General features: G+C 55.6%; 13 protein-coding genes and 2 pseudogenes. 6 read left to right on the forward strand and 9 right to left on the reverse strand.

Annotated elements, in window-relative coordinates; genetic code table 11:
* Positions 1–125: 125 nt before the first annotated feature.
* The 4 genes and pseudogenes from R6U41_RS11225 to R6U41_RS11240 form a co-directional block, all read right to left on the reverse strand.
* Positions 126–317 (reverse strand): annotated as a pseudogene (locus R6U41_RS11225) (DUF3842 family protein); the annotation flags it as partial.
* 1 nt (position 318) lies between these two features.
* Positions 319–846, reverse strand: coding sequence for an NYN domain-containing protein (locus R6U41_RS11230; protein WP_410269927.1), 528 nt, complete (start codon positions 844–846; stop codon positions 319–321).
* 3 nt (positions 847–849) lie between these two features.
* Positions 850–1,740, reverse strand: coding sequence for a ParB/RepB/Spo0J family partition protein (locus R6U41_RS11235; protein WP_410269928.1), 891 nt, complete (start codon positions 1,738–1,740; stop codon positions 850–852).
* A gap of 25 nt (positions 1,741–1,765) precedes the next feature.
* Entirely contained in the window at positions 1,766–2,566 is an 801-nt protein-coding gene (locus R6U41_RS11240; RefSeq protein WP_410269929.1) for a ParA family protein, read from the reverse strand.
* Between the two features lie 252 nt (positions 2,567–2,818).
* Between R6U41_RS11240 and R6U41_RS11245 the strand changes: the two genes are divergently transcribed.
* Complete coding sequence (locus tag R6U41_RS11245; RefSeq protein WP_410269930.1) at positions 2,819–4,324, forward strand: M48 family metalloprotease; 1,506 nt, start codon at positions 2,819–2,821, stop codon at positions 4,322–4,324.
* Here the strand turns inward: R6U41_RS11245 and fusA are convergent.
* Positions 4,290–6,314, reverse strand: a complete 2,025-nt coding sequence (gene fusA, locus R6U41_RS11250; protein ID WP_410269931.1) for an elongation factor G — start codon at positions 6,312–6,314, stop codon at positions 4,290–4,292. The genes R6U41_RS11245 and fusA overlap by 35 nt on opposite strands.
* Positions 6,311–6,850, reverse strand: coding sequence for a GerMN domain-containing protein (locus R6U41_RS11255; RefSeq protein WP_410269932.1), 540 nt, complete (start codon positions 6,848–6,850; stop codon positions 6,311–6,313). Before R6U41_RS11255 ends, fusA begins: the two co-directional genes overlap by 4 nt.
* Before the next feature lie 307 nt (positions 6,851–7,157).
* Between R6U41_RS11255 and R6U41_RS11260 the strand changes: the two genes are divergently transcribed.
* A complete protein-coding gene (locus tag R6U41_RS11260) occupies positions 7,158–8,465 on the forward strand; it encodes a (Fe-S)-binding protein (RefSeq protein WP_410269933.1) in 1,308 nt (435 codons plus the stop codon).
* An 88-nt stretch (positions 8,466–8,553) separates the two neighbouring features.
* Here R6U41_RS11260 and thrS read toward each other — a convergent pair whose 3' ends face one another.
* The gene (gene thrS, locus R6U41_RS11265; RefSeq protein ID WP_410269934.1) at positions 8,554–10,476 is read right to left on the reverse strand and encodes a threonine--tRNA ligase; all 1,923 of its coding nucleotides are present in this window, start codon (positions 10,474–10,476) and stop codon (positions 8,554–8,556) included.
* Between the two features lie 146 nt (positions 10,477–10,622).
* On the opposite strand from thrS, the gene R6U41_RS11270 reads away from it, so the two are divergent.
* From R6U41_RS11270 to nifA, 3 genes are read left to right on the forward strand one after another with little or no spacing between them, the layout of a single operon-like run.
* A complete protein-coding gene (locus R6U41_RS11270; protein ID WP_410269935.1) occupies positions 10,623–11,750 on the forward strand; it encodes a ribonuclease D in 1,128 nt (375 codons plus the stop codon).
* Positions 11,731–12,366 (forward strand): alpha/beta hydrolase, encoded by a 636-nt coding sequence (locus R6U41_RS11275; protein ID WP_410269936.1) that lies wholly within the window; start codon positions 11,731–11,733, stop codon positions 12,364–12,366. The genes R6U41_RS11270 and R6U41_RS11275 overlap by 20 nt, the downstream gene beginning before the upstream one ends.
* A 57-nt stretch (positions 12,367–12,423) precedes the next feature.
* Positions 12,424–13,947 carry a nif-specific transcriptional activator NifA gene (nifA, locus tag R6U41_RS11280; protein WP_410269937.1) on the forward strand — a complete coding sequence of 508 codons (1,524 nt, stop codon included), beginning with the start codon at positions 12,424–12,426 and terminating at the stop codon, positions 13,945–13,947.
* A 4-nt stretch (positions 13,948–13,951) separates the two neighbouring features.
* Here the strand turns inward: nifA and R6U41_RS11285 are convergent, their stop codons facing one another.
* Positions 13,952–14,290 carry a P-II family nitrogen regulator gene (locus tag R6U41_RS11285; protein WP_410269938.1) on the reverse strand — a complete coding sequence of 113 codons (339 nt, stop codon included), beginning with the start codon at positions 14,288–14,290 and terminating at the stop codon, positions 13,952–13,954.
* A 223-nt stretch (positions 14,291–14,513) separates the two neighbouring features.
* On the opposite strand from R6U41_RS11285, the gene R6U41_RS11290 reads away from it, so the two are divergent.
* Positions 14,514–15,002: a PilZ domain-containing protein gene (locus R6U41_RS11290; protein ID WP_410269939.1), complete on the forward strand. Its 489-nt coding sequence runs from the start codon at positions 14,514–14,516 to the stop codon at positions 15,000–15,002.
* 15 nt (positions 15,003–15,017) lie between these two features.
* Here R6U41_RS11290 and R6U41_RS11295 read toward each other — a convergent pair.
* Positions 15,018–15,428: pseudogene (locus R6U41_RS11295) on the reverse strand (bifunctional [glutamate--ammonia ligase]-adenylyl-L-tyrosine phosphorylase/[glutamate--ammonia-ligase] adenylyltransferase); the annotation flags it as partial.

The following is a 15,428-nucleotide window of genomic DNA, read 5'->3' on the forward strand; positions in this document are numbered from 1 at the left end:
GGACGTTGGCGACGGTAAAGGCTCGTTGGGCGCCAGCGGAGAGTTCCATCATGCCCGCTCGGTCCTGCCCATCGATCGGCAAGACACGATGTTTATCTACTTTTCGTCGGCGTTTTTCCGGGGGCCACGGTCTGCACAATGGCATTTTCTCCGGATGCGCCCCGATTGGCGCGGGCTTTGAGCATCTGGGCGGTGGCAATGGCGTTGGTGCCAAGGGCCACAATCTCCACGTCCTCTTCAAACAACGCACGCAGCCGCTTGATGATGGCCGCACCAATACCGCCGCCCTGGCCGTCTATGACACAGATGGTTTTCATTCTATAATTTTTTCACCTTTCGAAGCTGCCGGCGGCGGCTTTTGGGCAGGCGCCTGGCCGGCCCTTTTTTCCGGGTGGTCGGGACCCAGCCCTGGCGGTGCCCGTCTTCGCCGCCGGTCCCCTTGGCTTCCATCAGCCTTGCCATTTCCATTTTTTCCTCAAACTCGCCCGGATCCACAGGCACTGCATTTTTTGCAGCCACTTTGGCCGCCAGCTCACGATCCGCGGTAACCACCATGGCCTTTTGCGCATCGCGGCAGGCCATATTTACGATCACCGAATCCGCAGTCTGCCCGTGCCGTGAAAACCGGATCCGTATTCCTTTATCAGCAGACCTGGCCTCAAAAGGCTCATTGTTTTGGCCGCCGTCAAATACCACGGTAATCTTGTAGCCCTTAACCCGCTTATAAGCGGCCAGCTCATCAATCAGGGCCCGGCGCCCGAGTTCGAGACTTTTATGTTCGGCGCGGCGCAATCGGTCAAACCTGCGGATCAGGTTGTAACCGTCTATGATCAGATGCAGGGCCACGGTCTAGTCGGTTTTGAGCAAGGCCAGGAGGCGGTCCAGATCATTGTCATCATAGAACTCGATCTCCACGCGCCCTTTTTTACCCCGCCGCTTGATTTTCACCCGGGTGCCGAACCTGCGCCCCAGGTCCTCTTCAAGACCGGCAAAATGGATTTCCTCGCTGGAAGCCGCAGGCTGTGGTTGATCACTGGTCTGGGTATTTAACCGGCCAACCAATTTTTCGGTTTCCCGGACAGAAAGCTTGCGCGAGACCACCGTCCGGCAGGCGGTTTGCTGCAAAGACGGATTGTCCGCGCCCAGAAGGGCCCGTGCATGGCCCATGCTCAGATCCCCTGTACGCACATGCTCCTTGACCGTGTCGGCAAGCTGGTTCAACCGCAGAAAATTGGCCACTGCCGAGCGGCTTTTGCCCACCTGGCCGGCCACCTGCTCCTGGGTTAAGCCAAACTCGTCAAGCAGCCGCTGATACGCTTCGGCTTCATCCATGGCATTTAGATCTGCCCGCTGGATGTTTTCAATAATGGACAGGGCCAGCAGCTGCTGATCACCAATGCCCCGAACCACCACCGGCACGGTAAACAGGCCCGCCATCTTGGCTGCCCGAAGCCGGCGTTCGCCGGCAATGAGTTCATAGCCGTTTTTGGCTTCCCGAACCAGCAGAGGCTGAAGCACGCCATGGATTTTCACGGATTCGGCCAGTTCGGCCATTTCCTCCCGGGGAAACTGCCTGCGGGGCTGAAAGGGATTGGGACAGATACGATTGATATCACATGGAAAATAATCCGGCTGCTGGTTCTGATCCCCGATTTCGATATCCGGAAACAGCGCATCCAGGCCTTTTCCAAGGCCGCGCTTGTGTTTTTTCTCGGTTGCGCCGGCATCATCGGCTTTCATGGTCCCCCCTTTTCATGAGCGTTTTTCAGCTGGCGGTCTTTTGCAGCCCCGAAGTTCCGGCTGCATTGTGCTTCCGGAGCATTTCCCTTGCCAGAGCACTGTAGCTCACCGCCCCCGGCGAGGCCGGGTCATAGGAAAGAATGGGTTTGCCGTAGCTGGGAGCCTCGGCCAGACGCACGGCCCTGGGAATCCGTGTATCATAGACCATGTCTTTGAAATATTTTTCCGCATCCTCGGCCACCTGTCCGGAAAGATTGGTCCGCTTGTCAAAAAGGGTCAGCAGGATCCCCTCGATTTTCAAAGACGGGTTCATCCGCTGCTTGATCCGCTTGACCGTCTGCAGAAGCTGACCCAGGCCTTCCAATGCGTAAAACTCGCTCTGCAGGGGAATCAGCACCCCGTGGGCGGCGGTCATGGCGTTGACGGTCAGCAGACTCAAGGAAGGCGGACAATCCAGCAGGATATAATCATATGCCTGACTGCACGGGGAAAGCAACTGCTGAAGCAGCCGCTCCCGTGAGGCATCGCCTAACATTTCCACCTCAAAACCGATCAGCTCCACCCGGGACGGCATCAGCCAGAGCCGGGGCACACCGCTTTCAACAATGATGTCTTGGGCATCGGCATGGCCGATCAAACCATGGTACAGGGTCTTTTCCAGTCCGCTTTTGTCGATTCCCAGGCCCGTGGTGGCATTGGCCTGGGGATCACAGTCCACGAGAAGAGTGGTTTTGCCGGCATGGGCCAGGGCGGCAGCCAGATTGATGGCGGTGGTAGTTTTGCCCACCCCTCCCTTTTGATTTGCAATGCAGATCATATGTGCCATAATAAAATCTCTGTATCATAAAAAAAACTGTTTGCAAATTCAAGAATGATGGCACCGTAAAAAGTCCAATATCTGCGTTACGCGCGATTCCTCAGAATTTCACGTACGGATAACTACGCTGCATTCTTCGGCAATCGCGCAAGCCTTGATCTTGAACTTTTTACGGCGCCATCTAAAAACCTACTTTTTACGAAACCATCAAGGATACAGATCCCAAGAAGAGAAATCCGAAGATATATCCGGGAGCAAGCCATGAAACGAATCGAGCAAGCCATCGCCTTAGTGCTGACATTATGCCTGCTGCTGTGGCCCGCTGGCTCCACAGCCGATGCCATGACCGTCAAGGAGGAAAAGGAACTGGCGGAAGAATTCCTTGAAACGATCCACAAGCATTACCATGTAATCGATGATTTTATCATCCACGAGTATATCAATGACCTGGGCGGGCGCATTCTGGAGAACCTGCCGCCCCAGCCCTTTGACTACAAGTTCCATGTGATCAACCAGGATACGGTCAATGCATTTGCCGGCCCGGCCGGAAATATCTTTATATTTTCCGGGCTGTTTGAAACCATGGACACCGAAAGCGAACTGGCCGGAATCGTGGCCCATGAAATCGCCCATGTCTCGGCCCGGCACATATCCGACATGATCGAAAAATCCAAAAAAAGCCAGATGCTGTCCATGGCCGGAATGATTGCCGGCATCCTCGTTGGCCTGGGCGGGGCCTCCTCGGTGGGCAGCGCCCTTTCCATCGGGTCCATGGCCGCCGGCCAGAGCATGATTCTGGCCTATACCCGGGAAAACGAACTGGAAGCCGATTTTCTGGGCCGCCGGTATCTGCTCGAAGCGGACTATGACCTCTACGGCCTCCGGGAAGCCCTGAGCAAAATCCGTGATCGGGAATGGTACGGCGAAGAGCAGGTCCCCACTTATCTCAAAACCCATCCTGCCACCCGTCAGCGCCTGACCAACCTGGAAAACATGCTCATGCACCATCCGGAGAACAAACCCTCTGACAGCTTTGCATTCCAGCGCACCCGCGCCCGGCTCAAAGCCCTTTACGGCCAGTCCGGCCGGGCTGTCAACCACTTCCGCCAGCAGCTTGAAAGGGATCCTGAAGATCAGGCCGCCCTATACGGCCTGGCCCTGGCTCTGGCCGAAAACGGCCAGCCCGAATCCGCCCTGGAGGCCATAAAGAAAACCGTCGCCCGGCGGCCGGATGATCCTTTCATGGCCATTGACCTGGGACGGATCTTTTTTCTATCCGGCAAACATGAAAAAGCCATCCACACCCTTACCGGCATTGACAACCTTTCCCGCTACGGCCCTGACGGGCTATTTTACCTGGGCCGCAGCCACATGAGCCGGGGCGATTTTGATAAAGCCATTGCCGCCTTCAAAGAAACCAACCGGAATTTTCCGGATCACGAACGCACACTTTACTTTCTGGGCAATTGCTACGGGGAACAAAACCGTCTGGATCAGGCCCATTATTACCTGGGCCGCTATTACCGGAAAACCGGGGATGCGGAAAATGCGAGATTCCATTTTAACCGGGCCCTGGACAGAACCGGAAGCGAAACCCTTGCGGAAAAAATCCACAAGGAACTGGCAGAAACAAAAAAAATGCCGGAAAAAAAGGAGGAAACAGACGAAAACAGCCCTTCCCGGGATTTTTACTTTTCCGGGAAGGCCGGTGCCGGCGTGTTTGAGCCCCGGTCTACATCCGGTCAAAATGGGAAAATTTCATGGTAAAGGTGCCTCTGCCCTGGGAGGCCGAGCGCAGGGCCGTGGTATAGCCAAACATCTTTGAAAGGGGGGCGATGGCGGTGATGATCTGGTTGTCGCCCTTTGCGGCAATGGATTCGATCTTGCCCCCCCGGGAATTTAAATCCCCGATCACCTCTCCCATAAAGGATTCCGGAACGTAGACCTCCACGTTCATAATGGGTTCGAGCAGGTAGGGATCAGCTGCGGCAAACACTTCCCGGCAGGCCATGGAGGCGGCAACGGAATAGGCCAGAGAAGATCCCAGCGATTCGCGAAACGCCCCGCCGGTGACCTTCACCTCCAGGTCCACCACCGGATATCCCATCAGCTCTCCGTATTCCATGGCTTCGCGAACGCCCTTTTCAACCGCCGGGATAAACTGTGCCGGGATGACATCCTCTGAAACCTCTGCGGCAAAGCGCATCCCGCTGCCGCGGGAAAGGGGCCGGGCTGTGAGCGCGACTTCGGCAAAATGCCGCTGGCCGGCCACCTCCCGGTCAAACACACCATGGCCGGATGCCTGCTTTGCGATGGTTTCCCGATAGACCACCTGGGGTTTGCCCACATTGACGTTTGTTTTATATTCCCGGCGCATCCGGCTGATAATCACATCCAGGTGCAGTTCGCCCATGCCGGATAAAAGGGTCTGGCCCGTGTCCTCGTCCTGTTTGACATGCAGGGTGGGATCTTCGGCCATGAGCTTTTCAAGCACCTGGGGCAGTTTTTCCTGATCATCATGGGTTTTGGGCTCAATGGAAATGGAGATCACCGGCTTGGTGAATTTCATCTGTTCCAGCAGGACCGGATTGTCCCTGTCGCAGAGCGTCTCGCCGGTGGAGGAATCCTTTAGCCCCACCACGCCCACAATGGCACCCGGGCCGGCCTCGTCTAAGCGCTCTCGCTTGTTGGCATGCATCTTTAAAATCCGGGAAATTTTTTCCGATTTCTCCCGGATGGAATTGTAGATCTCTGCGCCGGCCTTGATGCTGCCGGAATAAACCCGCACATAGGACAGCTTTCGGCCCTCGATCATGGAAACCTTGAAAATAAGGGCCACCGTGGGCCCCTTGGGCTTTGCCTCAAAGGCAACTTTTTCCCCGGTGTCGGGCATTGTGCCCTGAATGGGCGGAGCTTCCAGGGGGCTGGGCAGGTAATTGACCACCGCATCGAGCAATGGCTGGATTCCCTTGTTTTTCAAAGCCGAACCGCAGAGCACCGGCACCAGGTGCAGACCGATGGTGGCCTTCCGGATGGCGGCCACCAGGTTCTGAACCGGTATATCGGCTTCTTCCAGGTAGGCCTCCATGATGGCATCGTCGGTTTCAGCCACGGTCTCGATGAGTTTTTCGCGGTACTGTTGGGCTGTTTCCAGCAGATCCGGGTCGATTTCGCCGGTGACAAACGGCATTTCCGGCCCGCCGGTCTCCCAGACCATCTGGCGCATGTGCAGTAAATCAATAACCCCCCGAAACCCGTCCTCGCTGCCAACGGGCAGTTGAAGCACCAGGGGGCGGGCATGCAGGCGTTCTTTCATCATATCGATGGTCCGGAAATAATCCGCTCCCACCCGGTCCATCTTATTGACAAAGGCGATCTTTGGCACCAGATAATCGTCTGCCTGATGCCAGACGGTTTCAGACTGGGGCTCCACGCCGCCCACGGCGCAAAACACGCCAACCGCCCCGTCGAGCACGCGCAGTGAGCGCTCCACCTCAATGGTGAAATCCACGTGCCCCGGGGTGTCAATAATCTGGATGTCGCATTTGTCCCACTGGCAGGTGGTCACCGCTGAGGTAATGGTGATGCCCCGCTCCTGCTCATCGGGCATCCAGTCCATCACGGCTTCGCCGTCGTGGACCTCGCCGATTTTGTGAGACCGGCCCGTGTAAAACAGCACCCGCTCGGTGACCGTGGTCTTGCCTGCATCAATATGGGCGATAATGCCGATATTTCTTATTTGTCCGATTTTTTTCATCTCACCAGCAACATCTGCGCGTTTAGCGGCAAACGGATATCCACGTGTCCGGCCAGGGTTTGAACCGGGCTGCCCTCTATCAGGATCTGGACCGCCTGGATGCCGTTGGAATTGAGTATCAGTGTATTGACAATGCTGTAGACGCTCAGCAGTTCGCTGCGCACGCCTTTTGTGTGCAGATCCGCCGCTTCTGCCGACAAATCCACGTAAGCCACGCCCGCAGCACCGGCATACACCGCCCGCACATCGGTTTGCGCCGACAGGGGAGCCTCAAGCCTGGTTTTCGGCCCGCTGATCAGCTCTTCAACAATCCGGGTATAAAATTCGCCCGGGTCCTTGCGCTCATCGAAAAAATCGATATTCCTGGGTTCGCCTGCAAGATAGCCGGCCTCCGGATCAACAAAGTACAAAAATATTTCTCCCCCCGGTTGGCGGTCTGAAGCCGTGTTCCGGGCGCCGGCAACAGCCCCTGCGAAAACAAGCCATATGACCAGGCACAAACACGGCATCCGCCTGCACCATCGGTTCAATCCCATTTTACCCCCTTGAAAAGGATTTATCATAAGCCACAGATGCACCCATGTCAATGCGAGAAAGCCGGATTTTAGATACCTGATGCAACCCTGCGATTGTGCTTGACTTTACCGGGGTGCTTGTGGCAGGAAAAAATTTCGTTTCATTTTTGCAACCCAAGACTTTTGTTTTGGGTTGCAAATGATTATAGTCTACCAAAGTCAACCTTCAACCAACTGTCGGCATACGGCATGTGATATCATCATAAATCAATGCCCGGGCCCGCAGGCAAAAGCCGCGCCCGCACCGGGCATCAACGGAGGCTATTGTATGGCAGAACCAGCAATCAAGATTGGGACAAAGCGCTCAAGCACTTTTATCGACAAGGTCAAAGACCTGCTGCCCGAAGGCGGTAACCTGGATCTGTGCCTGACCTGCGGCGCATGCGCCTCGGGATGTCCGGCAACGGGCATCGGCGGCATGGATGCGCGCAAGTTTCTGCGCATGGCAGCCCTTGGCATGGATGAAGAAATTCAGGATACCCCCTGGGTCTGGCACTGCACAATGTGCCAGCGCTGCATTTACGTCTGTCCCATGCAAATCAACATCCCGCAGCTGGTGTTTTACGCCCGGCAGAGCTGGCCCCGGGACCAGCGGCCAAAGGGCATCCTCGGCTCCTGCGACATGGCCCTGCGCAATGACACCTGCAGTGCCATGGGCGCCACAGAGGAGGATTTTGAGTTCGTGGTCGAGGACGTGCTCGAGGAATACCGGGAAGCCCAGCCCGAATTCAAAGACATGGAAGCGCCGGTGAACAAGCAGGGCGCCTATTACTTTCTCAACCAGAACTCCCGCGAACCTGTAACCGAGCCCGATGAGATGGTGCCCCTATGGAAGATCCTGCACCTGGTGGGCGCGGACTGGACCTACGGCACCAAGGGTTGGGCGGCTGAGAACTACTGCATGTTCCTGGCCGATGACGAGGCCTGGAAACATATTGTGGAGGTCAAGGCCAAGGCTGTGGAGGACCTTGGCTGCAAGGTCTGGCTCAACACCGAATGAGGGCACGAACTTTTCGCAGTCCGGGCCGGACTGAACAAATTCAACATTCCCCACAACTTTGAAATCCAGAGCATCATTCAGCTCTACGCCCAGTGGATCCGGGAGGGCAAGCTCAAAGTGACACCCGACTGGAACAAGAACCTTGGGGTCAAATTCACGGTTCAGGACCCGTGTCAGCTGGTGCGCAAGTCCTTTGGCGACCCGGTGGCAGAAGACCTGCGCTACGTGGTCAAAAACGTGGTGGGCGAAGAAAACTTCATTGACATGAGCCCCAACCGCTCCAACAACTTCTGCTGCGGCGGGGGCGGGGGGTTTCTGCAGTCCGGATATCCCGAGGAACGCCGCAAATACGGTGAAACAAAAGCCAACCAGATTCTGGCCACCGGTGCGGATTACTGCATTACCCCGTGCCACAACTGCCACGCCCAGGTCCATGACTTGAGCGAAGTCCGGCACCATCCCTGGCAGACAGTTCACCTGTGGACCCTGATCTGCCTTTCTCTGGGCGTTCTCGGGGAAAATGAACGGGAATATCTCGGAGAAGATCTGAAAAACGTGGCCATGTACGGCGCGTAAAAACCAAAAAAATATCAGCACAAATATCAAACCGGGAGTTTTTTTCAAATAAAGGCTCCCGGTTTGCTGTTTCAACTCTGCAAAAATCCTACAACCCCGACAGCAGATCTTCCATGTCGAGCCTGCGTTGGGCGACATTGTCGCAGACCGCTGAAATAAAACCGTCCACCGGCGCGCCGTGATGTACGGCCCCGTCCAAGGTGCGCACCGCCAGGGTGCCCGCGCTTTTCTCCTTTTCGCCCACGGTGAGGATCAGGGGAATTTTGGACAGCTGGGCCTCCCTGACCTTTTTGTTGAGGCTTTCGGTCCGGTCATCCACATATGCCCGCAGGCCGGCGGCAAAAAACCGCTGGCAAATCTCTTTGGCAAAAGGGGCAAGGCTGTCATTGATCGGCAGGATCACCGCCTGGACCGGGGCCAGCCACAGGGGGAATTTTCCGGCAAAATGCTCGATCAAAATTCCCAAAAACCGCTCGATTGATCCGAAAATCACCCGGTGGATCATCACGGGCCGGTGTTTTTCATTGTCCCGGCCCACATAGGCCAGATCAAAGCGCTCGGGCAAAGACATATCCAGCTGGATGGTGCCGCACTGCCAGGTCCGGCCGATGGCGTCCTTGATGTGAATGTCAATCTTGGGCCCGTAAAAGGCCCCGTCGCCCTCATTGATCTTGTAATCAGCTCCGTATGCATCCAGCGCGGCGGTCAGCCCCCCGGTGGCCTGCTCCCATTGGGCGTCCGTGCCAATGGATTTTTCCGGTCGGGTGGACAGCTCCAGGTGAAAACCAAGCCCGAATGTGGCATACATGCGCCGCACCAGTTGTAAAATCCCGAGGATTTCCGGCTCGATCATCTCCGGGGTCATGAAAATGTGGGCATCATCCTGGTGAAAGGCCCGCACCCGAAACAGGCCGGAGAGCACACCGGAAAGCTCGTGGCGGTGCACCAGGCCGATCTCTGCGGCCCTGATGGGCAGATCCCGATAGGAGTGGCGCTTTTGCTTAAACAACAGCATGCCCCCGGGGCAATTCATGGGCTTGATGGCAGACTCTGTTTCATCCACCACCAGGGTATACATGTTTTCCCGGTAGTTTTCCCAGTGCCCGCTCTGCTCCCACAGGTTCCGGTGAAGAATAATCGGGGTTTTGGTTTCCACGTAGCCGGCTGCCCGGTGCTCCCGGCGCCAGTAGTCGAGAAGCGCATTCCACAGCTCCATGCCGTTTGCATGAAAAAAAGGCATTCCCGGGGCCTCTTCGTGGAAGGAAAACAGGTCCAGGGTCGCACCGATTTTGCGGTGATCCCGTTTTCTGGCCTCTTCAAGAAACATCAGGTACTGCTTTAAATCCTTTTTGTCAAAAAACGCGGTTCCATAGATCCGCTGAAGCTGAGGGCGGTCGGAATCCCCCCGCCAGTAGGCCCCGGATACCCGCAGCAGCTTAAAGGCCCTGACAAACCCGGTATGCGGAAGATGCGGGCCTCGGCACAAATCCGTGAACTCGCCCTGGACGTAAAAGGAAATGGTGCCGTCTTCCAGTTCCTGGATCAGCTCGCGCTTATACGGCTCATGGCGGTAGTGCTCAATGGCCTGGTCCCGGGTGACCTCCTGCCGTCGAACCGGAAGCTTTTCCTTGACGATCTGTTTCATCTCGGCTTCGATTTTGGGAAAATCCTCCTCGGAGATGGGCTCCATGTCAAAATCATAATAAAACCCGTCTTCCACCACCGGGCCGATGGTGGGCTGGGCATCCGGGTAAAGCCGGAGCACGGCCTGGGCCATGATGTGGGCGGCTGTATGCCGCAGAATATCCAACGCTTCCGGATCCTTTGTCGTGATAAAGCGGATACTGGCATCTTCTTGCACCTGGCTGTAAATGTCCATGAGCCGGCCGTTTGCTTCCATGGCCACGCAATTTCTGGCAAATCCCTCGGAAATGCCTGCAGCCACTGTATATCCGTCCACGGGTGGTTCAAACTGCCGCTGTGTTTTATCCGGAAATGTGATATTGATCATTGACTCTGTCCATTTGGTCATTCATATAGGGGGTGGAACTTCGGAATCACGCGCGTTAAGGCCCTATGTAATGAATCTGCATAACAGGGTCAAGAAAAAAGTCAGCACACGGAAAGGATCGGCAAGTCCGTACATTACAGTTCAAAATGGAATCTTCACCGGTTACATACATCAACACAGCAGACCAGATATCCGCCCTGGCCGGGCGCCTGGCAGAAGAGCCGGCACTGGCCGTGGACCTGGAAGCCGACAGCATGCACCATTTCGAGGAAAGGGCTTGCTTAATCCAGATGGGCACCCCAGGTGCCTGCTATATTATCGACCCCCTGACGGTCAGGGACCTTTCGGCCATGGCCCCCTTGTTTGCCGACCCCGGCATTGTCAAAATTTTTCACGGGGCGGATTATGACATGCGATGCCTGTACCGGGACTTTCACATCACAGTGGCAAACCTGTTTGACACCGAGCTGGCTGCCCGGTTTCTGGGCTATGGGGCCACCAGCCTGGAAGCGGTGCTGGCCCGTCATTTTAATGTGGAACTGGACAAGAAATTCCAGAAAAAGGACTGGTCCGTGCGCCCCCTGCCCGATGAAATGATCGCCTATGCCGCAAATGACGTGCGTTACCTGGTCACCCTGTACCAGGAAATGAAAGCCGAGCTCAAAGACCGGGGCCGTATGGAATGGGTGCGCCAGCATTGCGAAGAAATCGCCGGGGTGCGGCCGGAAACCCCGGATGCTGACACGCCGCTTTTTGTCCGGATCAAGGGCGCCGGCCGCCTGGACCCCAAAAGCCTGGCCGTGCTTGAAGCCTTGCTGGCTTTCCGGATGGAAATCGCCCGGAAAAAAGACCGGCCTGCTTTTAAAATCCTGGGTAATCAGAGCCTTCTGTCCCTGGCCCGGGAGAAGCCCAAAAACAGCGCTCAGCTAACAAAAAGCGGCCTGTTGAGCCGCAAACAGATCCAGATGTACGGCACCGCCATTTTGCAGGCCGTTGATTCCGCCATAAAACTTTCCCCGAAGCAGTGGCCCAGGTACCCGAAGCAGAGGTCAAAACCCGTGCCTGCGGCTGTGACACGCCGCATCAAACAGCTAAAGCAGTGGCGGCAGCAAAAAGCCGAAGCCCTGGAAATTGACCCGTACCTGATTGTCAACAAAAACGCGCTGAAACAGATCGCCGAAGATCAGCCCCGCACTTGGCAGGACCTGGATGCCATTGCAGATCTCAAGCCGTGGCAAAAGGACATGTTTGGCCATGAGTGGATTGAAATGTGAGCGGACCATGGAACAAAAAATCTTTTTTTCGGCCTCAGATGGAATTGAGCTGGAAGGCGTCCTTTTTCCCGGCAATGACAAGGCGGCAATCCTTGCCCACCCTCACCCGTTGTACGGCGGCAACATGGACAACATGGTCATCTGTGAAATCGCTGCTCTATGCCGGGCCCGGGACCTGACCACGATTCGGTTCAACTTCCGAGGGGCAGGACAAAGCCAGGGCGCCTATGACCAGGGCGCCGGCGAGCAAAAAGACCTGCTGGCCGCAGCCGATTATGTGCGGGCCCGGGGCGCCCGCGCAATCCATTTGATCGGATATTCCTTTGGCGCATGGGTACTGGCCCATGCCGACAGCGAGAAACTGCCGCCGGGCAGAATGCTCATGATTGCCCCGCCTGCGGCCATGATGGATTTTGACGGACTGCGGCCATGTTCCCGGCTGAAACTGGCGATTACCGGCAGCGAGGATGAAATTGCACCGCCGGCACTGGTGGAAAAACTGCTGCCCCGAATCAACCCGGCAGCCGAACTGCGGGTGATTTCCGGGGCGGATCACTTCTTTTCCAGCGGTTTGGCGGAGCTGAAAACCGCTGTATCGGATTTCATGGATGATTAACCGGGTCCTGCACCATCAACAAAACACTCAAACCCCAAAAACCGCTGCATTCTGACCATGAAAAAAATTGATGAAATCACCCTGCTCTACGACATCAGCCAGTCCCTAAACCGCCATACGGACCTCAAAAAGGCCCTGTACACGGTTTTGGACATCCTTTCGGGCAACATGCACATGTCCCGGGGCATGATCACCATCCTAAACCCCTTAAGCGATGAAATCAGCATCGAGGTAGCCCACGGAATTTCCCGGTCTGCCATGCAGAAGGGCATCTATAAACTCGGAGAAGGGGTGACCGGCCAGGTAATTGAATCCGGCCGGCCGGTGAGCATCGCCAAAATCAGCGAATCCCCGGATTTTTTAAACCGCACCCAATCCAGAAGCGGACCCGGCGAGCGAGAACTGTCATTTATCTGCGTGCCCATTAAAAAAGAACAGCAGGTCATCGGGGCCCTGGGTGTGGATTTGCCTTATGATCCGGAATACCCCCTGGCCGAGGGGGAAAAGATTCTCACCGTGGTGGCGGCCATGATTGCCACCCAGGTCATTCATTTAGAGCGCATCCGCAGGGAAAAGGAAAAGCTGAAAGCCGAAAACGAACGGCTCCAGATGGAACTGGAAAAAAAATACCGGATCAAAAACATCGTGGGCAACAGCAACAAAATGCGCGAGGTCTACCAGATGATCTCCCAGGTGGCCAGAAGCAACGCCACCGTGCTCATCCGCGGAGAATCGGGAACCGGCAAGGAACTGGTGGCCAATGCCATCCACTACAACAGTAGCCGCTCCAGCCATCCCTTTGTGAAGGTCAACTGTGCCGCCCTGCCCGCCAACCTCATTGAAAGCGAACTGTTCGGCCATGAAAAAGGAGCCTTTACCGGGGCCATTCAGCAAAAGGCGGGCAAATTCGAACTGGCCCACAAGGGGACCCTGTTTCTCGATGAAATCGGATCCATCACCGGCGAAGTCCAGGCCAAGCTGCTGCGGGTGCTCCAGGAGCGGGAAATCGAGCGGGTGGGGGGCAACAGGACCATCCGGGTGGACGTGCGCATTGTTGCGGCCACCAACAAAAACCTGGAAGAAGCCGTGGCTGAAGGCGATTTCCGAAGCGACCTGTATTACCGGATCAACGTGTTTCCCATCTACATGCCCCCGCTGCGGGAGAGAAAAACCGATATACTGGCCCTGGCCGATTTTTTCCTGGACAAATACACCCGGGAAAACGCAAAGGAGATTGTCCGCTTTTCCACCCCGGCCATTGACATGCTCATGGCCTACCACTGGCCCGGCAATGTCCGGGAATTGGAAAACTGCATCGAGCGGGCCGTACTGCTTTGCGAGGGCAAGGTGATCCACGGCTATCACCTGCCGCCCACCCTGCAGACCGGCAAGGAATCGGGCACGCTTCCGTCCCAGACCATGGAGGAAGCCGTGGAAAAACTGGAAATGGAAATGATTGTGGATGCCCTAAAGCATACCCGGGGCAACATGAGCCAGGCCGCCCAAACCCTGGGCACCACCCTGCGAAAAATCTCTTACAAGGTGCACAAATACGGCATAAATCCGCGGCAATACCATTAGCGGGTTAAAGGGCGTTTCTGCCGCGCTCTCCGGTGCGGATACGAACGGCTTCCTCCATTGAGAACACAAATATTTTGCCATCACCAATTTTGCCGGTATAGGCGGATTTTTGCACGGTTTCGATGACCTGCTCGGCCATGTCGTCATCCACTGCAATTTCAATCTTGAGCTTGGGAACAAAGTCCACGGCGTATTCCGCGCCTCTGTAGACCTCCTTGTGCCCTTTCTGACGACCGTAGCCCTTGACTTCGGATACGGTCATGCCCTGGATGCCCATGTCGGTGAGGGCTTCCTTGACATCATCGAGTTTAAAGGGCTTTATAATTACTTCAATTTTTTTCATTTTCATCTCCCATTGGCTGAATCCCCGGATATTGCGGCCCCGGGGCGCCTGCTGTCTGCAAAAAACCAAACCCTGAATAATCCCAAAGCCTTATTTTGGCTTGACAAAGTTCTTTTATTTAATATATGAATCATTACAAGTCAATGCCTACCATGAAAATCCGGCAAAAATAAACCCGTTTCAGGAGAAAATCCATGGGGCTACAGCAACGGGGATACCAGATGTGATCGTCAAAAGCTTTATTGCCAGCGACAACACCGCAGCCATTACTTGCCCGGAATGCCAGAAAACCATTATCAAGGATGTGTCGAGATACGCCGAAGCGGACAATATGATCAAGCTCAAGGCCAAATGCCCGTGCGGCCATGCCTTTACGGTGTTTCTGGAAAGAAGAAGACAGTACCGCAAATCCACCGAACTGCGGGGCACCTATCTCTATATCCCTGCCCACAGTGCGTCTAAAAGCGCCCAGCACTGGGGAAGCATGGTTGTCACCGATATTTCCAGAACCGGTATCCGCATGAAATTAAACGTCCAACCCCGGTTCCAGGTGGGCGAGCAGGTCACTGTTGAATTCCGGCTCGATGATGCCAACAATTCCCTGATCAAGCGAGAGGTGGTCATCCAGCATATCAAGGGCCTGGACGTGGGGGCCACTTACGCCAGAGCCCATTCCTACGACAATATCATCGGATTTTACTTGCTCAGATAATCCTTAATTTTCTGTTTACTGCCCAAAGACTTTCCGCCATATCCGCACAACCCTTCTGCGCAGTTCGGCAAATCGGTTTTCCGGCAGCACAGCCCTTTTTTCCTGGAGATTCATGCGATGGACAAAATAGCGGTAAATCAAATAGGCCTGTTTCAAGGCATGGGCGTCGAGATCGCCAATAATGCCGCAAAGGGCCAGGGCATTTAACTGGCGCACCACATCTGTCCACTGACCCAGTTGTTCGTGCCGGCTGCCATGGCGCAGAATCAAAAACTGGACCAGAAACTCGATATCCACGATGCCGCCGGGATCCTGCTTTAAGTCAAACAAGCCACTGTGTGAAAATTCACGGGCACTACGCATCCGTTCCCGCATTTCCAGTACCGCCCCGGCCAGCTGATCTGCGCTGCGCCGGGCGGCAATCAC

It is taken from the genome of Desulfosalsimonas sp. (genome assembly GCF_046483245.1).
GTDB lineage: Bacteria > Desulfobacterota > Desulfobacteria > Desulfobacterales > Desulfosalsimonadaceae > Desulfosalsimonas.